Here is a 20,216-nt window from a genome sequence, read left to right on the forward strand (position 1 = left end):
GCATGAAGCAAGAAAACCCGGTCCAGGGCATCGCCCCGGGCCGGGTTTCTGTGCTGCCCGCGCGGCTCGCACCGCGCGGGACCGCTCAGCTCGCGTAGTCGCCGGTCAGCGTCGCGCCCTCGGCGTGGTCGCCCCGGTCGAGGATCTCTCCGGCGACCCAGGCGTCGACGCCCCGGTCGGCCAGCGCGGTCAGGGCCACGTCCACCGACTCCTGCGGGACCACGGCCATCATGCCGACGCCCATGTTCAGGGTCTTCTCCAGCTCCAGGCGCTCCACCTGCCCGGACTTGCCGACCAGGTCGAAGATTGCGCCGGGGGTCCAGGTCGAGCGGTCGACCGTGGCGTGCAGGTGGTCCGGGATCACCCGGGCGAGATTGGCCGCGAGGCCGCCGCCCGTGATGTGGGAGTAGGCGTGGACCTCGGCCGTCCGGGTGAGCGCCATGCAGTCCAGCGAGTAGATCTTGGTGGGCTCGAGCAGCTCCTCGCCGAGGGTCCGGCCGAGCTCCTCCACGTGCTGCTCCAGGGACATTCCGGCCCGGTCGAAGAGGACGTGGCGGACCAGCGAGTACCCGTTCGAGTGAAGGCCGGAGGACGCCATGGCGATGACGGCGTCGCCCGTACGGATACGATCCGCGCCCAGCAGCCGGTCGTACTCGACGACTCCGGTGCCGGCGCCCGCCACGTCGAAGTCGTCCGGGCCCAGCAGGCCCGGGTGCTCGGCGGTCTCGCCGCCGACCAGCGAGCAGCCGGCCAGGACGCAGCCCTCGGCGATGCCCTTGACGATGGCCGCGACGCGCTCGGGGTGGACCTTGCCGACGCAGATGTAGTCGGTCATGAAGAGCGGCTCGGCACCGCAGACGACGATGTCGTCCATGACCATCGCGACGAGGTCGTGGCCGATGGTGTCGTACACGCCCATGCGGCGGGCGATGTCCACCTTGGTGCCGACCCCGTCGGTGGCGGAGGCGAGCAGGGGGCGCTCGTAGCGCTTGAGGGCGGAGGCGTCGAAGAGGCCGGCGAAGCCGCCGAGGCCGCCGAGGACCTCGGGGCGCTGCGTCTTCTTCACCCACTCCTTCATCAGCTCGACGGCGCGGTCTCCCGCGTCGATGTCCACGCCCGCGGCTGCGTAGCTGGCACCGGTGGTCTTCTCTGTCATGACAGGAGAGAGCTTTCGTGTCGTTGCTGCGTGTGGTGCGAGGCCCCGGGAAAAGCCTGAAAGACGAGGCCCCGCGCAGTTTGAGCAGGATGAGCAGGATGAGCAGGGCTTACGGGTCCGCGGGCTCGGGTGAGCCCGCGGACCGTAGGCGGCTTCGCGTCCCTACGGGCGCCGGAGCGCGTCGGCGGCGTCCGTGCCGCCGGCCAGCTCCGACTCCAGAAGCTGCTTGCCCAGGAGCTGCGGGTCGGGCAGCTCCATGGGGTACACGCCGTCGAAGCAGGCACGGCAGAGGTTGGGCTTCTGGATGGTGGTCGCCTCGACCATCGCGTCGAGCGAGATGTACGAGAGGGAGTCCGCGCCCAGCGACGTGGCGATCTCGTCGACCGTCATGCCGTTGGCGATCAGCTCGGCCCGGGTGGCGAAGTCGATGCCGAAGAAGCACGGCCACTTCACCGGCGGCGAGGAGATCCGGATGTGGACCTCCGCCGCGCCGGCCTCGCGGAGCATCTTGACCAGGGCGCGCTGGGTGTTGCCGCGGACGATCGAGTCGTCGACGACCACCAGGCGCTTGCCCCTGATGACTTCCTTGAGGGGGTTGAGCTTGAGGCGGATGCCGAGCTGGCGGATCGTCTGCGAGGGCTGGATGAAGGTCCGGCCCACGTAGGCGTTCTTGACCAGGCCGGAGCCGTACGGGATTCCGCTCGCCTCGGCGTAGCCGACGGCGGCGGGGGTACCGGACTCCGGCGTCGGTATCACCAGGTCGGCTTCGACCGGGGCTTCCTTGGCCAGGCGCCGGCCCATCTCGACGCGCGAGAGGTAGACGTTGCGGCCGGCGATGTCGGTGTCCGGGCGCGCCAGGTAGACGTACTCGAAGACACAGCCCTTGGGCTTTGCTTCCGCGAAACGAGAGGTCCGCAGGCCGTTCTCGTCGATCGCGATGAGCTCGCCGGGCTCGACCTCGCGGACGAAGCTGGCGCCGCAGATGTCCAGGGCGGCGGTCTCGCTCGCCACCACCCAGCCGCGCTCCAGGCGGCCGAGGACCAGCGGGCGGATGCCCTGCGGGTCACGGGCGGTGTAGAGCGTGCCCTCGTCCATGAAGACGAGCGAGAAGGCGCCCTTCACCTTCGGGAGGACCTTGGTGGCCGACTCCTCGATGGTCAGGGGCTTGCCGTCGTCGTCCGTCTGGCCGGCCAGCAGGGCGGTGACCAGGTCGGTGTCATTGGTGGCCGCCACCTGGGTGGCGCGGCCGTCCTGACGGGGAAGGTCGGCGACCATCTCGGCGAGCTCGGCGGTGTTCACCAGGTTGCCGTTGTGACCCAGGGCAATGGAGCCGTGGGCGGTCGCGCGGAAAGTGGGCTGCGCGTTCTCCCAGACGGAGGCTCCGGTGGTCGAGTAGCGGGCGTGACCGACCGCGATATGACCTTGGAGCGAGCCGAGAGAGGTTTCGTCGAAGACTTGGGAAACGAGGCCCATGTCCTTGAAGACGAGGATCTGGGAACCGTTGCTCACAGCGATGCCCGCGGACTCTTGTCCGCGGTGCTGTAGTGCATACAGTCCGAAGTAGGTGAGCTTGGCGACCTCTTCACCCGGAGCCCAGACACCGAAGACGCCGCAAGCGTCCTGGGGGCCCTTTTCGCCGGGGAGCAGGTCGTGGTTGAGTCGTCCATCACCACGAGGCACGCTTCCGAGTGTAGGCGAGATCGACCACTGGTCCGAATTGGAGAGGGCCCGTAAAAGTCACAGTGCGGACAGTCGGGTAACCCGTGCGGAGGGTGACCGCTCGTGCGACCTTCTCGATATCCGGATTGCCCTGGTTGACAGTCGCCTGTGGGTTCACACGAGCTTTAGCCCGCCCAGCTCGACGGGGTCAGCCTGGGCTCCTCACTCCGCGGCGGAGGCCGCCGTGGCGGTGACGGCCTTGCCGCTGCCGTCGCTCGCGCTGAGGGTGAGGACGTCCGCCCGGATCCTCCAGTCGAGCGGGCCGCCGCCGAACAGCTCGGTCAGCGCCCGCTCGACCTCGCCGGCCCCGCCCTGGCAGGCCATCCGCGTGGTGGCGAGCGGGCCGAAGGTGAGCTTGTTCCCCTCGACGGTGGCCTTCGCGTCGAACCGGTTGCAACCGAGGTTGCCGCTCGCGCTCCCGTCCGCGGCCAGCGTGAAGCGGGCCCGGCCCTGGGCGTCGGCGGGGACCGAGGAGGTGAGGTCGCCCTCGATCAGGGAGTTCACCGTCCACACGGTGGCGGCGAGCGGGGGCTCGGGATCACGGGGCTTCGAGCTCAGGTTGACCGTGTTCCCGTCCGGCGCCGTCAAGGTGATCTCCTGAAGGTGGTGCCGGACGGTCAGCCGGCCCTGGAACAGCTTGCCGAAGGCCGTCTCGAACGGCAGGTCCGGGCAGGCCATGTCGGTGACGGCACCGGGCGTCACGGTCATGGTGGTCCCGGTGTCGAAGACGACCCCGGCGGTGAAGCCGTTGCAGCCGTAGTTGCCGGTGGCCTCGGCCTCGTGGCCCTTGCCGCGCTCCACGGTCAGCTGGGCGGCGGCGGGGGCGGTCAGCGTCTTGCCGTCCACGGTCAGGCTCTCGACGGACCAGGATCCGGAGAAACCGCGGCCGATGGACTTCCCCGGTGTGCCGCCGCCGTCACCGCAGGCGGTGGCGGTGGCGGACAGCGCGAGTACGGCGACCAGGGCGGCGGGGAGGAGCGGAAGCGTACGCATGCCGGTGGGACGGATCCCGCGCCGGGGCGGTTCCGCCCGGTCAGCTCATCAGCGGCAGCAGCGCCGAGAGGTCGGCGCGCTCGCCGCTGGCCCGGACCTTGGCCTCGTCCAGCGCCTCGGCCCAGCCCGTACGGCCCGTCGCGAGCCGGATCCAGGTCAGCGGGTCGGTCTCCACCACGTTCGGCGGGGTGCCGCGGGTGTGCCGCGGGCCCTCGATGCACTGGACCACCGCGAACGGCGGGACGCGCACCTCCACCGAGCCGCCCGGCGCCTTGAGCGCGAGGGCGTCGGCGAGCAGCCGGGTGCAGGCCGCCAGGGCCTGGCGGTCGATCGGGACGTCCAGTCCGGTGGCGCGGCGCAGGTCGTCGGTGTGGACGACGAGCTCGACCGTACGGGTGACCAGGAAGTCGGCGAGCGTCATGGCCCCGATCCACAGGTCGAGCACCCGGCTCCCCGCGTTCGCGTCGAGCGCCTCGGCCAAGCGGGCGCCGGCCCGGTCGTAGAGCTCGCGCAGCGGCGCGCCCTCGAGGGTCTCCTTGGCCGCCTCGGCGATCTTCCCGGCGAGCGAGGCGGTGGCGAAGGGCCACTCCGCCGCGGGCAGTTCGGCGACGGCGGCGGGCGGCCGGGCGAGGCCGGCGGCCAGCGAGTCGGCGATCCACGCGATGTGCGCGGCGAGTTCGGCCACGGACCAGTCCCCGACCCCGCTCGGCCGGGCGAACTGCTCGGGGTCCAGGCCCCGTACGGCGTCCTGGACGTGCCCGAACTGCGCGATGACGGCCGCGCGGGTCTTGGCGTGATCGTAGGTGCGCGGCTTCTTCTTGGCGGGCGGCATGGGGCCGACCCTACGCCGCCGAACGCCTCGGGGGCCGACCGCGGCAGCCGAGTCTCAGCAGGCGAACCCGGCAAGCCGAGCGTCGGCGATCGAACGTCAGCGGCCGGCCGCCGTCAGGTCCTGCGGCACTTCGGGGAGGCCGGTCGCGCAGCCCGCCTTCGCTGCCGCGCGCAGGGCGGCCTCCCGGGCCAGCGCGGCCAGTTCCCCGGGGTCGGCGAAGTCCGTGCGCTCGAACTCGGAGGTGGCCGTAACCCGGAACGAGGTCACCCCGGTGCCCTCGACCGGCTCGGCGCACTTCGCCGTCACCACCACGGAGCGACCGCCGACGTAGTCGAACCGGCCGTCGCCGGTGACGGCGCCGGGGGAGCCGGCCACAGTGAGGGAGAAGTACTCATACATCTCCTCCTGGCCCTCGAACATCGCGGCCCGGCGCAGCACGCACAGGTGGTCCCCCCGCTCGCCGGCGTCCACCTTGTCCGCGGGGCGGCCGAGCCGCATCACCCGCTCCGGGTCCACCAGACCCTCGCAGGCCTCGGTGATCTCCGCTCGGCTGTTCGCGCGGTCCTGACGGGTCCCGTTCCACTCGTAGAGGAACCAGCCGCCCAGGCCCGCGGCGGCTATGCACACGACCACACCGAACGTACCGAGCCGTCGGCCCCTGTTCTCGGACATGCGTCCCCCCGTCCTCAGTACGGGCATCATGCCGGAAACGGGCGAGCCCCCGCCCGGAAAGACCGGACGGGGGCTCCAAAAAACCGCTGCTCAGGCGAGCAGCGCCGGGATCGTCGCCTCGTGGGCGGTGCGGAGCTCGGCCAGGGGGAGCGTGAACTCGCCCTGGATCTCGATCTCCTCGCCGTCCACCACACCGATCCGGGCCGCCGGCAGGCCCCGCGCACCGCACATGTCGGTGAAGCGGAGCTCCTCGCTGCGCGGGACGGCCACGATGGCCCGGCCCGCGGACTCGGAGAACAGGAAGGTGAAGGCGTCCAGGTCCTCGGGCACCACGATCCGCGCACCGTTGCCGCCGCGCAGGCAGGACTCGGTGAGCGCCTGGATCACGCCGCCGTCGGACAGGTCGTGCGCGGCGTCGATCATGCCGTCGCGCGAGGCCGAGATCAGGATCTCGCCGAGCAGCTTCTCGCGGCCCAGGTCCACCTTGGGCGGCATGCCGCCGAGGTGCTGGTGGACGACCTCGGACCAGGCCGAGCCGCCGAACTCCTCGGCGGTGTCGCCGAGCAGGTACAGCAGCTGGCCGGCCTCCGCGAACGCCATCGGCGTGCGGCGGTTGACGTCGTCGATCACACCGAGGACCGCCACGACCGGGGTCGGGTGGATCGCGATGTCGCCGGTCTGGTTGTACAGCGAGACGTTGCCGCCGGTCACCGGGGTGCCCAGCTCCAGGCAGCCGTCCGCGAGGCCACGGCAGGCCTCGGCGAACTGCCACATGACGCCCGGGTCCTCGGGGGAGCCGAAGTTGAGGCAGTCGGAGATGGCGAGCGGCTTGGCTCCGGTCGCCGAGACGTTGCGGTACGCCTCCGCCAGCGCGAGCTGCGCACCCGTGTACGGGTCGAGCTTCGCGAAGCGGCCGTTGCCGTCGGTGGCCATGGCGACGCCGAGGTTGGACTCCTCGTCGATGCGGACCATGCCGGCGTCCTCGGGCTGCGAGAGCACCGTGTTGCCCTGCACGAAGCGGTCGTACTGGTCGGTGATCCAGGACTTCGACGCCTGGTTCGGCGACGAGACCAGGGCCAGGACCTGCGCGCGCAGTTCCTCGGAGGTCTGCGGGCGGGGCAGCTTGCCGGCGTCGTCGGCCTGGAGCGCGTCCTGCCACTCGGGGCGGGCGTACGGGCGGTGGTACGTCGGGCCCTCGTGCGCGACGGAGCGCGGCGGGACGTCGACGATCTGCTCGCCGTGCCAGAAGATCTCCAGCCGCTCGCCGTCGGTGACCTCACCGATGACGGTGGCGATGACGTCCCACTTCTCGCAGATCGCCATGAAGCGCTCCACGTTGGCGGGCTCGACGATCGCGCACATGCGCTCCTGCGACTCGCTCATGAGGATTTCCTCGGGCGAGAGGGTCGCGTCGCGCAGCGGAACGGTGTCCAGCTCGACGCGCATGCCGCCGGAACCGGCCGAGGCCAGCTCGGACGTCGCGCAGGACAGGCCCGCGCCGCCGAGGTCCTGGATGCCGGAGACCAGGTCTTCCTTGAAGATCTCCAGGGTGCACTCGATGAGGAGCTTCTCCTGGAACGGGTCGCCGACCTGGACGGCCGGGCGCTTGGCCGGACCGGTGGAGTCGAAGGTCTCGGACGCCAGGACGGACACGCCGCCGATGCCGTCGCCGCCCGTGCGGGCCCCGTAGAGGATGACCTTGTTGCCGGGGCCGGAGGCCTTGGCGAGGTGGATGTCCTCGTGCTTCATCACGCCGATGCAGCCGGCGTTGACGAGCGGGTTGCCCTGGTAGCAGGCGTCGAAGACGACCTCGCCGCCGATGTTGGGCAGGCCCAGGCAGTTGCCGTAGCCGCCGATGCCCGCGACGACGCCCGGCAGGACGCGCTTGGTGTCGGGGTGGTCGGCCGCGCCGAAGCGCAGCGGGTCGACGACCGCGACCGGGCGGGCGCCCATGGCGAGGATGTCGCGGACGATGCCGCCGATGCCGGTGGCCGCGCCCTGGTAGGGCTCGATGTACGAGGGGTGGTTGTGCGACTCGACCTTGAAGGTGACCGCGTAGCCCTGGCCGACGTCGACGACGCCGGCGTTCTCGCCGATGCCGACGAGCATGGCCGTGTTCTCGGGGGTCTTCTCGCCGAACTGCTTCAGGTGGACCTTGCTGCTCTTGTACGAGCAGTGCTCGGACCACATGACCGAGTACATGGCGAGCTCGGCGCCGGTGGGCCGGCGGCCGAGGATCTCCCGGATCCGGGCGTACTCGTCCTCCTTGAGGCCGAGTTCCTTCCAGGGCTGGGAGGAGTCCGGGTTCTCCGTCGCGTTCTTGACCGTGTCGAGGCTCATGCGTTGACCAGCTTCTTCAGGACCGACGTGAAGAACGGGAGGCCGTCGGTGCGGCCCGTCCCGATCAGCGGCTCGACCGCGTGCTCGGGGTGCGGCATGAGGCCGACGACGTTGCCCGCGGCGTTGGTGATGCCGGCGATGTCGCGCAGCGAGCCATTGGGATTCACGTCGACGTACCGGAAGGCCACTCGGCCCTCGGCTTCCAGTTCGTCCAGCACACGCTCGTCGGCGACGTACCGGCCGTCCATGTTCTTGAGCGGTACGGAGATCTCCTGGCCGGCGGTGTAGTCACCGGTCCACGCGGTCTCCGCGTTCTCCACCCGCAGCTTCTGGTCGCGGCAGATGAAGTGCAGGTGGTTGTTGCGGAGCATCGCTCCCGGCAGCAGATGGGCCTCGGTGAGGATCTGGAAGCCGTTGCAGATGCCGAGGACGGGCATGCCGCCCTTGGCCTGCTCGATGATCGTCTCCATCACCGGCGAGAAGCGGGAGATGGCCCCGGCGCGCAGGTAGTCCCCGTAGGAGAAGCCGCCCGCGAGGACGACCGCGTCGACCTGGTGCAGGTCCTTGTCGCGGTGCCAGAGCGAGACCGGCTCGGCCCCCGCGAGGCGGACGGCGCGCAGCGAGTCACGGTCGTCGAGCGTTCCGGGGAACGTGACGACTCCGATGCGAGTGGTCACCGTCAGGCCTCGACCTTCACGGTGAAGTCTTCGATGACGGTGTTGGCGAGGAACGTTTCGGCCATCTTGTGGATGCGGTCGAGGGCGGCCTGGTCGACCGGTCCCTCCACCTCCAGTTCGAAGCGCTTCCCCTGGCGGACGTCGGCGATCCCTTCGAAGCCCAGGCGCGGCAGTGCACGCTGCACCGCCTGGCCCTGGGGGTCGAGGATCTCCGGCTTGAGCATGACGTCGACTACGACGCGTGCCACTGGCACTCCCGATGAGGTGGTTGGTGCGAAGGCGGTTCCCTCAGCGTACCCGGCCAAAATTTCTACGCGGGTAGATATCGTCGTGGTGTGATCGTCCAGCCGTTTCGGCTTCACCAACGCTTCGCAAAATCCACCGGAAAACCACGTACCCGGGATTGCGGCGGGACACGCGGAGAGAATTAACTGGGCTTCGCAATGCAATGGGAATCGGGGTACAAAGGATTCCTCCGATGTGTCGGCATTATCCGCCGCGCGACGGGACCGGAAAGATGCATTGCTCCGAAACATCCACACAGGCGGCAGCACAGCTCCAACCCCGCACGTCAGCGGGGAGGCGGCGCCGCACGAAGGGACCGATATCCGTGGCGCAGCGCGTAGTAGTCACGCTCTCCGACGACATCGACGGTGGAGAAGCGGTGGAAACGGTCGTCTTCGCTCTGGACGGTAAGACGTACGAGATCGACCTCAATGAGGCCAACGCAAAGAAACTGCGGAAGGGCCTGGCCCCCTTCGTGGCGGCCGGCCGCCGCCAGGCCCGTTCCGGGAAGGCCTTCAAGCACACGTCCATCGCCCCCGACCCGGCGGTTGTCCGGGCCTGGGCCAGGTCCAACCAGCTCGACGTCCCGCCGCGCGGCCGGATCCCCAAGAAGGTCTACGAGGAGTACAACGCCGCTCACTGAGAGCCGATTTGCCATCCACCCCTACCGGTCCGCTAGTGTGTGGATCACGCCAAGGGGCGAGGCCGCAGGCCTAACCCCGAAGTCGTGCGGGTGTAGTTCAGTAGCAGAACATCCCCCTTCCAGGGGGAAGGCGCAGTGTGCGATTCCTGTCACCCGCTCTGCAACGCATTACCGACCACGGTTGTGGATCAGGTAGAGTGATGCACGCATCGCACGGCACTTCATGCCGTGGTGAGTATGCGGACGTAGCTCAGTTGGTAGAGCACCACCTTGCCAAGGTGGATGTCGCGCGTTCGAGTCGCGTCGTCCGCTCAGCGCACAAAGGCCTCGGTCATCGACCGGGGCCTTTGTCGTATGCCCGTATCGCCGTATCCCCCTATCGCCGTATCCCCGCCCATCGGACTTCGGGCCCTACCCGAAGTCCGATGACATGTGTCATGGCCCGGACGGTCCGGCGGCCGCGAGACTGGGACCATGAAAATCACCGGCTGGTGGAAGAACCGCAGCAGCGCCGGGAAGGTCGAGCTCTACACCCGCTGGTCGTTCCACTTCTTCGCGCTCATCGAGATCTTCTCGATCGGGCTGGCAGCGCTCGGCACCGTGGCCGGAGACACCTCCCCGGCGATCGCCCTCTCGCTCTTCCTCCTCGTGTGCGCCCACTCCGTGCTCGTCGGGTTCCTCTCCTCCCGGGCGATCGACTGGATCGTCGGCCTGCGCGAGCGGCCGGCGCGCCTCGCCGTCGCCACCGCCGCCCTGACCGGCGCCGCCGTGCTGGGCGTCCTCGCCGTCCGGGCGACCGGCCGCGACGGGGACCCCTCGGTGGCCCCGACCCTGGTCGTCGGCATGACCTGCTTCACCAGCGGCACGCTCGTCCTGTGCCTGCGCGAGGTCCGGCACATGCGCTACGTCGCCCCGGTCGCGGCCGCCGGCACCGGGGTGGGGGCGCTCGCGCTCGGCCTCCCGGCCGGCGAATCCGCCGGGCTCGCCGTCGGGGTACTGCTGACCAGTCTCTTCCTCTGCGCGGCCTGCGGCTTCTCGGGATGGCTGCTGAACACCGTGTACGAGCTGGACCGCGCCCGCGAGGTCCAGGCTCAGCTCGCGGTCGCCGAGGAGCGGCTGCGCTTCGGGCGGGACCTGCACGACGTGATGGGCCGCAACCTCGCGGTGATCGCCCTCAAGAGCGAGCTGGCGGTCCAGCTGGCCCGGCGCGAACGCCCCGAAGCCGTCGAGCAGATGATCGAGGTCCAGCGGATCGCCCGGGAGTCCCAGAAGGAGGTCCGCGACGTGGTCCGGGGCTACCGGGAGGCGGACCTCTCGGTGGAGCTGGAAGGCGCGCGCGGGGTGCTGCGCGCGGCCGGGATGGACTGCCGGGTCGAGTTCGAGGCGGAGGGCGACCTGCCCGCCGAGGTGCAGTCGGCGCTCGGCTGGGTGGTCCGCGAGGCGACGACGAACGTGCTGCGGCACGGAGACGCCCGCAGCTGCGTGATCCGGCTGACCGCCGAGGAGCGCACGGGCGCGCTCACGCTTGTGGTGGAGAACGACGGGGCCCCCAAGGCCCCGGCCGGGCCCCCGGGTTCGGGGCTGGCGGGCCTGCGGGAGCGGCTCGCGGCGCTGGACGGCACGCTGGAGGCCGGCCCAGTGGGCGGCGGCCGGTTCAGGCTGCTCGCCGAGATCCCCGGCCCGGCCGGGCGGATGCGACAGGAGGCGCGGGCGTGATCCCCGTACGAGTACTGCTGGCCGACGACGAGCACCTGATCCGGGGCGCGCTGGCCGCGCTGCTGGGCCTGGAGGATGATCTGCTGGTCGTCGCGGAGGCGGCCTCGGGGCCGGAGGCCCTCGCGATGGCACGGGCCCACCGGCCGGACGTGGCGGTGCTGGACCTTCAGATGCCTGGGGCGGACGGTGTGAGCGTGGCCACATCCCTGCGGGCCGAGCTCCCCGACTGCAAGACCATGATCGTGACCAGCCACGGCCGCCCCGGCCACCTGAAGAGGGCCCTGGAGGCGGGCGTACGGGCCTTCGCCCCGAAGACGGTCTCGGCGCAGCGGCTGGCCGAGCTGATCCGCACCGTGCACGCCGGAGGCCGTTACGTGGACCCGGAGTTGGCGGCCGACGCGATCAGCGCGGGGGACTCCCCGCTGACCGCCCGCGAAGCGGAAGTACTGGAACTGGCCGGGGACGGGGCGCCGATCGCGGAGATCGCGGAGCGGGCCTCGCTGTCGCAGGGGACGGTACGGAACTACCTGTCCTCGGCGGCGTCGAAGCTGGGCGCCGAGAACCGGCACACGGCAGTGCGTCTCGCGAGGGAGCGAGGTTGGGTATAGTAGGTCTCGCGTTACGGCGCATGCGGACATAGCTCAGTTGGTAGAGCACCACCTTGCCAAGGTGGATGTCGCGCGTTCGAGTCGCGTTGTCCGCTCTGTAACGAAGAAGCCCCCGGTCCTCGGACCGGGGGCTTCTCCCGTTTCCGGCCCGCTCAGGGCCCATGGGGCCCGGTCCGGGGCCCCGTTTCCGGGGCCCCTTCCGGGCTTCCGCCTCAGGCCCAGGTCTGGCCGGTGAGCCGCTCGTAGGCCTCGACGTACTTCGCGCGGGTCTGCTCCACGACCTCCTGCGGGAGGACGGGCGGCGGAAGTTCGCCCTTGGAGTCCCAGCCGGAGGCCGGGGAGGCCAGCCAGTCGCGGACGTACTGCTTGTCGAAGGACGGCTGGCTGCGGCCCGGCTCCCACAGGTCGGCCGGCCAGAAGCGCGAGGAGTCCGGGGTCAGCACCTCGTCGGCGGCGACCAAACTGCCGTCCTTGTCGAAGCCGAACTCGAACTTGGTGTCCGCCAGGATGATCCCGCGGTCGCGGGCGATGTCCCGGGCCCGGTTGTAGACGGCGAGGGTGGTCTGGCGCAGCAGGGCCGCCGTCTCGGCGCCCTGGGTGCGCGCGACCTCCTCGTAGGGGACGTTCTCGTCGTGCTCGCCGACCTCGGCCTTGGCGGCCGGGGTGAAGATCGGGGCGGGCAGCTCGGAGCCGTCGACGAGGCCCTCGGGCAGGGCGAGACCGCAGACCGTACGGGTCTTCTTGTACTCGGCGAGGCCCGAGCCGGTGAGGTAGCCGCGGGCCACGCACTCGACGGGGACCATGTCGAGGTTCGTGCAGACCAGGGCGCGGCCGGCCCAGTCGGCCGGGGCGCCGGCGGGCAGCTCGGTGCTGATGACGTGGTTCGGGACGAGGTCCGCGAGCTGGTCGAACCACCACAGGGAGAGCTGGGTCAGGATCCGGCCCTTGTCCGGGATCTCCGTGGGCAGCACCCAGTCGGCGGCGGAGATGCGGTCGCTGGCGACCATGACGAGGTTGCCGTCCTCGTCGCGGTAGAGGTCGCGGACCTTGCCGGTGTGGAGGTGGACCAGGCCGGGCACCTGGACCGGCTCGGGCTTTTCGACGAATCCGGGCACGGAGTCTCCCTGTGGTTCTGTACGAGCGCGCGGCCCATTCTCCCGCACCTGTTCGCGAACAGGGACAACGGGTCCGGGGTCCGGCGGGTCAGTCCCTCTTGCAGATCCGGTCGAGGAGATTGGCGGTGGCCCGCTGGACCCGCTCGTCCACGTGCCCCGGACGGTCCAGGGCCGGGGACCAGGCGAAGGTGCCGGACGCGAAGACGAGCGCGCCGCTGGGGGACCGGTAGAGCGAGGTCTCCTGGTGCCGGCGGTGGCCTTCGCCGTCCTCGTACGGGGAGTGCGCGAGCAGGATCCGGCTCTGGTGCTCGGGGAGCTGGGTGCGCGGGAAGTACCGGTCGGCCTCGCCCGCGACCAGGCCGGGCAGCTCGTCGTTCTCGGCGGCGCCGGTGGAGTCCCAGAGCCAGTGCGTGGCGTTGCGCACGATGAGGGGCGCGGGCTCGGGGACCCGCCCCGCGTACTGGATGCCGAGCAACTGCTGTTCCGGGCGGTCGACTTCGCGCCAGAGGCTGGGGCGGCCGGGGCCGCGGCGTTTTCGGCAGGTGAGGAGCCGGTCTGCCACCCCGGAGGGCGAGGGGGAGAGCTCGACCTGCCAGTACATGGTGTTGGCGGAAAGGAAGACGAGCGAGGTGCCGTGGTCGCGGGCGCGCTCGACGGTGCGGCGCATCGGGACGGACCAGTACTCGTCGTGGCCGGGGAAGACGAGGCCGCGGTAGCGGGTGGGGTCGACGCGGCCGGCGTGCAGGTCGCTGGCGTCGGCGTAGGCGAGGTCGTAGCCGTAGCGCTCGGCCCAGCGGATGAAGTCGTAGGCGTGGCCGACGTGGAGGGGCAGGCCGGCGCCGGCGTGGGGGCGGTCGAAGGAGACGGTGATGGCGGCGTCGCGCTCGCCGAGCAGCCGCCCGTCCTCGTCCCAGGCGTGGTAGAGGCTGGCGCCGGTCCGCCCGTCCTCCGGGTAGAGGTTGTAGGCCTGCCAGGTGATGTCGGGGAGCAGGAGCAGCAGATCGGCCGGGTGGTCGTCGCGCACCGTGAACGGGATGTGCGAGCGGTACCCGTCGGCCGTCGTCAGGACCGCCACATAGGCCCCGACACTCCAGTACGAGGGGACCTGCAGCCGCCAGGAGAGCCACCAGTGGTGGCAGGAGACGGTGCGGTCGGCGGTCAGGGGCGCGGGCTGGACGATGCCGGAGAGCCGGGGGCTGGTGGTGATCTTGGAGGCGCCGTCGCCGCCGTAGTGCCCGATGCGGTAGACGTCGACGGAGAACTGCTGCGGCGGGTCGACGGTGATGTGGAAGTCGATGGCCTCGCCGGGAGCGACCGCCCCGGTGGAGGTGAACCCCTTGATCTGCCGGTGCACGTCATCCGCGGTCCGCGGGCCGCCGTTGCTCCGGGCGTGGGGGATCTGCCCGGGGCCCGCGGCGACGGCCGGGTCGACGTACCAGGGCACGACCTGCCCGTTGTCGTCGTAGTAGAGCTCGCTCCCCCGGAACCACGGCAGCGGGCCCTGCCCGAAGGGATCGGTCACCGCGTGCGCGAGCGCACCTGACTCCCAACGCCGAATCTGCTCCGCACCCATACCGCTCCCCTCCCTCGCTCCCCCGAACGCCACGACCGGTCCCAGCACATCACATAACGCACGCGCTCCGTCACCCTTCGTCGCGAAAAGTTCAGCGGTCAAAGAGTTGCGCCGGCCCGGGCCGGCGCGGCCGATGCCGCCACACCCGTCGCGACAGCTGCCGCTACACCAGCCGGACCGGCTTCTCCGGGCGTACTCCCACTTCCGCGAGCCAGTCCCGCAGGGGACCGGAGTCACCGTCCTCCACCAGCGACAGCACCCGCGGCGCGAGGTCCGCCCGCCGCGCGCCCCCGACCAGCAGCACCGGACCGTCCAGCCAGTCCAGCCCGGGCGCGGCCCCGGCGGAATCCACCGCCGCGCAGCACACCAGCGCCACCACGTGGTCCGTCAGCAGGTCCCGCCCGCTGCGCGGCGCCTCCAGCGGGAACAGCGGCAGCGCGTCGGCGCCCCGCGCCCCGGCGTGCGCGGCGGCCGGTGCGGCATCCCGCGCGACGTCCGCGCTCAGCCAGCCGGCCAGCGCCTCTCCATCACCGTCCGTGAGGTACGACAGCACCCGCTCCACGGTGGAAGCGGCGGGCGCGGACAGCGCGTCCAGCGCGGCGAGCAGCCGGGCGGCCTCCGTACGCCACTTGCGGTCGACGACTTCCTCCGGATAGGCCGCCCAGTCCACCGGCGACCAGTCCGGACCGGCCTCGGCCGGCCCGCCGTGGAACAGCCGCGCGGCCAGCAGCGAGGCGGCCTCGTCCACGGCTCCGGGCCGCTCCAGCAGATCGCACGCCGGGCGCTCGCCCAGCCGGGAGGTGAACCCGTCGGCCAGTCGGTCGCGCCGGGACAGCTCGGTCAGCGCGGAGACGACCCCCGCGTCGAGGCGGGCGGGCCAGCGGCCCATCCGCCAGGCGGGCAGCGCGACGCGGGTCAGCAGCCGGTCCCAGCCGGCGTACGCCAAACCGACCTGTTCCTGGGCGACGATGCGCAGCCCGTAGTCCACACCCTGTGCACGGTCCGACGCTGCGGCGGCGACCCCGCGCTCCATCTCGGCGGCGTCCAGCCGGCACAGCCGCAGCAGCAGCCGGGCGGGGGCGGCGATCCAGCCGAGGAAACGACCGTTGCCCACGTCCACGGCGGCGTCGAGGCCCCGTACGAATCCGCGCGCGTCGGCTATGTCCGGGTGCGCGGAGGGGCCCGTACCGGCGACGACGGGCGCGAGCACGGCGCGGAGCTCCGCGACGCGCATCCACCACAGGAACGGCGAGCCGATCACCAGCACGGGGGCGGCGCCGGGCTCCGTCTCCTGGCCGGGAGACCCGGCGGGTCCGGCGGCTCCGGCCGATATGCGCGTGCGGGCTCGGCGGTGGGCCGCGTGCGTGCGGTCCTCCAGCCAGCTGTCGCAGTCGGGCGTCAGGGCTATCGCGGAGGGCGCCGGGACGTCCATCCGGTCCGCCAGGTCCCGCACGAGCCGGTAGAGATCGGGGGCGGCGTCCTCGGACAGCGGGACCGTCGGCGTCATGGCGGGGCTCGCCCGCAGCACGACGGCGGCGAAGATCCCGCCGACGAGGAGGACGAGCGCGGCGACCGCGCACACGGTGAGGGTCACCGCCGGCCAGGGGTCACCGGCGAGGCGGCCCGTCATCCGGGCACTCACCAGGACCACCGCGAGGGCGGCGGGCAGCAGCACGGCGGCCAGGGCCCTGCTGCGCACACGCAGCACGGCCAAAGCGCGGGAACGCGCGGACGGCGTGCCCACTTCAGCGATCGAACCGGTTCCGGACACGGCCGGACCTCACCCCCCTCTGCCCTGCGGCGGCTTTGCTCACTCCCCCACTGTGACACCCGCCCCTGACATCGCAATGCCGGTGGGCCATGTGCCGGAATGAGGACCGGAATGCTTGCGCCGCACCATAGTTGGGGCGGGAGCAGACGTCAGGCAGACGGGGTGACGATCACCCGATGGAATGGCTTTGGGTAAAGCTGGGTGCGCTCGAACGGGGCTGGAGGCACTCGCACGCGAGCATGCGCGCGGGCCCGGTCGCACCGAGTGCGTACCGGGCCCGCGTCCGTGGAATCCCGCTGCTCAGCGGCCTTCCGCCGCCTTGGCCGCGATGTCCGTGCGGTACTGCGAGCCGTCGAGCCCGATTCGCGCGACGGCCTTATACGCCCTTGTCCGAGCCTGCGCCAGATCGGAACCGGTCGCCGTCACCGACAGCACGCGACCGCCCGCGCTGACGACCGCGTCGCCCTCGCGCCGGGTACCGGCGTGCAGCACGTAGGCGTTCGGGGCGTCCTGCTCGGCCACCTCGGCCAGCCCCTCGATGGGGTCCCCGGTGCGCGGGGTCTCCGGGTAGTTGTGGGAGGCGATGACGACGGTGACGGCCGCGTCCTCGCTCCAGCTGAGCGGGGGCTGGGCGTCCAGGGTGCCGTTGGCGGAGTTCAGCAGCACGCCCGCGAGCGGGGTGCGCAGCCGGGCCAGGACCACCTGGGTCTCGGGGTCGCCGAAGCGGGCGTTGAACTCGATGACCCGCACACCGCGCGAGGTCATCGCGAGGCCCGCGTAGAGCAGCCCGGAGAAGGGGGTGCCGCGGTGGCGCAGCTCGTCCACGGTCGGCTGCAGGACGCTCGCCATGACCTCGTCGACGAGCTTCGGGTCGGCCCAGGGGAGCGGGGAGTAGGCGCCCATGCCGCCGGTGTTCGGGCCCTCGTCGCCGTCGAGCGCGCGCTTGAAGTCCTGCGCGGGCTGGAGCGGCAGCACGGTGACGCCGTCGGTGATGGCGAAGAGGGAGACCTCGGGGCCGTCGAGGAACTCCTCGATGACGACGCGGTCGCAGCCGAGCGCGTGGGCGCGGGCGGCCGCCCGGTCGTCGGTGACCACGACGCCCTTGCCGGCGGCGAGGCCGTCGTCCTTGACCACGTACGGGGCGCCGAAGGCGTCGAGGGCCGCGTCCACCTCTTCCGGGGTGGCGCATACGTAGCTGCGTGCCGTCGGGACGCCGGCCCCGGCCATCACGTCCTTGGCGAAGGCCTTGGAGCCCTCCAGCTGGGCCGCCTCGCCGGACGGGCCGAAGACGGGGATGCCGGCCGCGCGCACGGCGTCGGCGACGCCGGCGACGAGCGGGGCCTCCGGGCCGACGACGACCAGGTCGGCGCGGAGCTCGGTGGCGAGGCGGGCGACGGCTTCGCCGTCGAGGGCGTCGACGGGGCGGAGCTCGGCCACCTCGGCGATGCCGGCGTTGCCTGGGGCGCAGTACAGCGCGTTGACGTCGGGATCGAGGGACAGAGAGCGGCACAGGGCATGTTCGCGGGCGCCGCCGCCGATGACGAGGACCTTCACGTCGTGCAGCCTAGCCCGCGCCCGGGGGTCCCCTTCGTGCGGGCACCCAAATCGGACCCTCTAGTCGTTCGTGTATTCCTCTACAACGGTGGCTCCGAGCTCGCGCACGATCAGCTCGTGTCCGCTCAGCGCGCTGTCGACGAGGTCGGGGTCGTCGTCCTCCGGGACGTCGTCCTCGGGGGCGACCGGCGGGGGCGCCTGGTGGGCGGGCGGCTGCTGCTGATGGGGCTGCTGCTGGTACGACTGCTGCGGCGGCTGCTGCTGTTGGTGTGACTGCTGTGACTGCTGCTGCGACTGCTGCGACGGGGCCGGGGCCTGCTGGACCGGCTGCGGGTTGTAGGCGGGAGCGGGCGGAGCTCCGTAGGAGGAGGCGGACACGGGCCCTGCGGGCTGTCCGCCCCCGCCGACCACGGCCTCGATCTTCCACGTGACCTGGAACTGCTCGGCGAGGACCGCCTTGAGCACGTCCTCGCTGCCGCTGCTCGCGAAGTTGTCGCGGGCGCCGGCGTTGGGGAAGCCGAGCTGGAGGGTGGTGCCGTCGAAGCCGGCGACCTGGGCGTTCTGGCTCAGCAGGATCCAGGTGAAGCGGCGGCGGTTCTTGACGGCTTCCAGGACGGCCGGCCACATCGCCTGGATCTGCCCGGCGCCGGCGGCCATGCCGGGCGACGGAGCGGCGGCGGCCGGTACGGGCGCGGGCGCGTGGGCGGGGGCCGCCTGGGGTGCCGGGGCGGCGGGCGCGGAAGCACCGGGCCAGGCTCCGGCGGCGGGGGCCTGGGCCTGGGCGGGCGGAGCGGGCGGGGCCGCGGGGGCGCCGGGGGTGGCGGCTCCCGGCCAGGCGCCGGGGGCGGATCCGCCGCCGGGCTGCGCGGCTCCGGGCCACGCGCCGGGCGCGGCGGCGGGCTGCGCGGCGGCGGGGGCGGCCGCGGCGGCGGGCTGCGCGGCCGGCGGGGCCGGGGCATGGGCCGGGGCGGCGGCCGGGGCCATCGGCTCGGGCGGAGCCACGGGGGCCGGGGCGGGCGCGGGCTGCGCGGGAGCCCGTACGACCGCGGGGGCCATGGCGTGCGCCTCCGGGCCGGGTACGTATCCCATGGCGGGGGCGGGGGCGAAGGAGGCCGCGGCGGCGGCCGCTCCGCCGCGCTCCAGCCGGTCGAGCCGCGCCTGGACGGAGCGCTCGTCGTCGAAGGCTGCGGGCAGCAGCACGCGGGCGCAGATCAGCTCCAGCTGGAGCCGGGGCGACGTCGCGCCACGCATCTCCGTGAGCCCGGTGTTGACCAGGTCGGCGGCCCGGGACAGCTCGGCGGCCCCGAACACGGAGGCCTGGTCCTGCATCCGCTGGACGATGTCGGCGGGGGCGTCGATGAGCCCCTTCTCCCCGGCGTCCGGCACGGCGGCCAGGATCACCAGGTCGCGCAGCCGCTCCAGCAGGTCGGCGACGAAGCGGCGCGGGTCGTTGCCGCCCTCCACCACCCGGTCGACGATCTCGAACGCGGCGGCCCCGTCCCCGGCGGCGAAGGCGTCGACGACGGCGTCGAGCAGGGTGCCGTCCGTGTACCCGAGGAGCGAGGTGGCCATGGCGTACGTCACACCCTGGTCGGCGGCGCCGGCCAGCAGCTGGTCCATGACGGACATGGAGTCACGGACGGATCCGGCGCCGGCGCGCACGACGAGCGGCAGCACGCCGTCCTCGATGTGGGCGCCCTCGCGGTCGCAGACCTCGCCGAGGTAGTCCCGCAGGGTGCCGGGGGGCACGAGCCGGAACGGATAGTGGTGCGTCCTGGACCGGATGGTCCCGATGACCTTCTCCGGCTCGGTCGTGGCGAAGATGAACTTGAGGTGCTCCGGCGGCTCCTCGACCACCTTCAGCAGGGCGTTGAAGCCCGCCGGGGTGACCATGTGCGCCTCGTCGATGATGTAGATCTTGTACCGGCTGGAGGCGGGGCCGAAGAAGGCCTTCTCGCGCAGGTCACGGGCGTCGTCCACACCACCGTGCGAGGCCGCGTCGATCTCGATGACGTCGATGGAACCCGGCCCGTTGCGCGCGAGGTCCTGGCAGGACTGGCACTCCCCGCAGGGGGTCGGCGTGGGGCCTTGCTCACAGTTCAGGCACCGGGCGAGGATGCGCGCGCTGGTGGTCTTGCCGCAGCCTCGCGGACCACTGAACAGGTACGCGTGATTGACCCGGTTGTTGCGCAGGGCCTGCATCAGCGGGGCAGTGACATGCTCCTGCCCGATGACCTCGGAGAACGACTCGGGGCGGTAGCGGCGGTACAGCGCAAGGGACGACACGTCTACGAGGTTATCCGGGCCCGCCGACAACAGTGGCCCGCAGACCCCGCCGGGCCTGTCTCCACCCGGCCCGGCGCGCCCGCGCACACCCCGGTCCGAGCGCGCTCACCCCGGTCCGACCGCGCCCGGCGCCTCGCCGAAGGCCGGTCCCCGGCCCGTCCCGAGCAGTCCTGGAACGCAAAGCGCCCCCCACGCACCCGCCAGAGCCCACTTACCCTTGCTGCCTTCCGGCCCTGGGGGAGTTGGGTGAGATAGCGCCACGTGAGGGGCTGGCCC

At 72.0% G+C, this 20,216-nt stretch carries 16 protein-coding genes, 3 tRNA genes and 1 other RNA gene; 6 read left to right on the plus strand and 14 right to left on the minus strand.

Going from position 1 to position 20,216, the window contains the following annotated elements; genetic code table 11:
* Positions 1-85: 85 nt before the first annotated feature.
* From purM to purS, 8 genes are all read right to left on the minus strand, one after another.
* The gene (gene purM / locus J7F03_RS00355) at positions 86-1,156 is read right to left on the minus strand and encodes a phosphoribosylformylglycinamidine cyclo-ligase (protein WP_214946571.1); all 1,071 of its coding nucleotides are present in this window, start codon (positions 1,154-1,156) and stop codon (positions 86-88) included.
* Between the two features lie 162 nt (positions 1,157-1,318).
* Positions 1,319-2,836, minus strand: a complete 1,518-nt coding sequence (gene purF / locus J7F03_RS00360; protein WP_214946572.1) for an amidophosphoribosyltransferase — start codon at positions 2,834-2,836, stop codon at positions 1,319-1,321.
* 201 nt (positions 2,837-3,037) lie between these two features.
* On the minus strand, positions 3,038-3,868 hold the full coding sequence (locus J7F03_RS00365) for an META domain-containing protein (protein WP_214946573.1): 831 nt from the start codon (positions 3,866-3,868) through the stop codon (positions 3,038-3,040).
* Positions 3,869-3,908: 40 nt separating this feature from the next.
* Entirely contained in the window at positions 3,909-4,700 is a 792-nt protein-coding gene (locus J7F03_RS00370) for a maleylpyruvate isomerase family mycothiol-dependent enzyme (RefSeq protein ID WP_214946574.1), read from the minus strand.
* 96 nt (positions 4,701-4,796) lie between these two features.
* On the minus strand, positions 4,797-5,372 hold the full coding sequence (locus tag J7F03_RS00375) for a hypothetical protein (RefSeq protein ID WP_214946575.1): 576 nt from the start codon (positions 5,370-5,372) through the stop codon (positions 4,797-4,799).
* A gap of 90 nt (positions 5,373-5,462) precedes the next feature.
* Positions 5,463-7,712, minus strand: coding sequence for a phosphoribosylformylglycinamidine synthase subunit PurL (purL, locus tag J7F03_RS00380; RefSeq protein ID WP_214946576.1), 2,250 nt, complete (start codon positions 7,710-7,712; stop codon positions 5,463-5,465).
* Positions 7,709-8,389 (minus strand): phosphoribosylformylglycinamidine synthase subunit PurQ, encoded by a 681-nt coding sequence (gene purQ, locus J7F03_RS00385; protein ID WP_214946577.1) that lies wholly within the window; start codon positions 8,387-8,389, stop codon positions 7,709-7,711. The genes purL and purQ overlap by 4 nt, the downstream gene beginning before the upstream one ends.
* A gap of 2 nt (positions 8,390-8,391) precedes the next feature.
* Positions 8,392-8,643 (minus strand): phosphoribosylformylglycinamidine synthase subunit PurS, encoded by a 252-nt coding sequence (gene purS / locus J7F03_RS00390; RefSeq protein ID WP_008740952.1) that lies wholly within the window; start codon positions 8,641-8,643, stop codon positions 8,392-8,394.
* A 356-nt stretch (positions 8,644-8,999) separates the two neighbouring features.
* On the opposite strand from purS, the gene J7F03_RS00395 reads away from it, so the two are divergent.
* The 6 genes from J7F03_RS00395 to J7F03_RS00420 all read left to right on the plus strand — a co-directional run bounded on the left by J7F03_RS00395 (position 9,000) and on the right by J7F03_RS00420 (position 11,736).
* Positions 9,000-9,317 carry an Lsr2 family protein gene (locus J7F03_RS00395; RefSeq protein ID WP_214946578.1) on the plus strand — a complete coding sequence of 106 codons (318 nt, stop codon included), beginning with the start codon at positions 9,000-9,002 and terminating at the stop codon, positions 9,315-9,317.
* A gap of 86 nt (positions 9,318-9,403) precedes the next feature.
* Positions 9,404-9,475: transfer RNA gene (locus J7F03_RS00400), tRNA-Gly, on the plus strand.
* Positions 9,476-9,556: 81 nt separating this feature from the next.
* Positions 9,557-9,629, plus strand: a tRNA-Gly gene (locus tag J7F03_RS00405).
* A gap of 162 nt (positions 9,630-9,791) precedes the next feature.
* On the plus strand, positions 9,792-11,033 hold the full coding sequence (locus J7F03_RS00410) for a sensor histidine kinase (RefSeq protein ID WP_214946579.1): 1,242 nt from the start codon (positions 9,792-9,794) through the stop codon (positions 11,031-11,033).
* A complete protein-coding gene (locus J7F03_RS00415) occupies positions 11,030-11,641 on the plus strand; it encodes a response regulator transcription factor (RefSeq protein ID WP_214946580.1) in 612 nt (203 codons plus the stop codon). The genes J7F03_RS00410 and J7F03_RS00415 overlap by 4 nt, the downstream gene beginning before the upstream one ends.
* 22 nt (positions 11,642-11,663) lie before the next feature.
* Positions 11,664-11,736, plus strand: a tRNA-Gly gene (locus J7F03_RS00420).
* Between the two features lie 117 nt (positions 11,737-11,853).
* On the opposite strand, the gene J7F03_RS00425 is transcribed toward J7F03_RS00420, so the two are convergent.
* From J7F03_RS00425 to ffs, 6 genes are all read right to left on the minus strand, one after another.
* Positions 11,854-12,756, minus strand: coding sequence for a phosphoribosylaminoimidazolesuccinocarboxamide synthase (locus J7F03_RS00425; protein ID WP_214946581.1), 903 nt, complete (start codon positions 12,754-12,756; stop codon positions 11,854-11,856).
* Positions 12,757-12,844: 88 nt separating this feature from the next.
* A complete protein-coding gene (locus tag J7F03_RS00430; RefSeq protein ID WP_214946582.1) occupies positions 12,845-14,329 on the minus strand; it encodes a N,N-dimethylformamidase beta subunit family domain-containing protein in 1,485 nt (494 codons plus the stop codon).
* A gap of 163 nt (positions 14,330-14,492) precedes the next feature.
* Positions 14,493-16,100, minus strand: a complete 1,608-nt coding sequence (locus J7F03_RS00435; protein ID WP_214946583.1) for a hypothetical protein — start codon at positions 16,098-16,100, stop codon at positions 14,493-14,495.
* 300 nt (positions 16,101-16,400) lie between these two features.
* Positions 16,401-17,654, minus strand: coding sequence for a phosphoribosylamine--glycine ligase (purD, locus tag J7F03_RS00440; RefSeq protein WP_214946584.1), 1,254 nt, complete (start codon positions 17,652-17,654; stop codon positions 16,401-16,403).
* A gap of 60 nt (positions 17,655-17,714) precedes the next feature.
* Positions 17,715-19,940, minus strand: coding sequence for a DNA polymerase III subunit gamma and tau (locus J7F03_RS00445; protein ID WP_214946585.1), 2,226 nt, complete (start codon positions 19,938-19,940; stop codon positions 17,715-17,717).
* A 175-nt stretch (positions 19,941-20,115) separates the two neighbouring features.
* Positions 20,116-20,214, minus strand: an RNA gene (gene ffs / locus J7F03_RS00450) — signal recognition particle sRNA small type.
* Positions 20,215-20,216 lie beyond the last annotated feature (2 nt).

The sequence above is a fragment of the Streptomyces sp. ISL-43 genome, assembly GCF_018614195.1.
Taxonomy (GTDB): domain Bacteria; phylum Actinomycetota; class Actinomycetes; order Streptomycetales; family Streptomycetaceae; genus Streptomyces.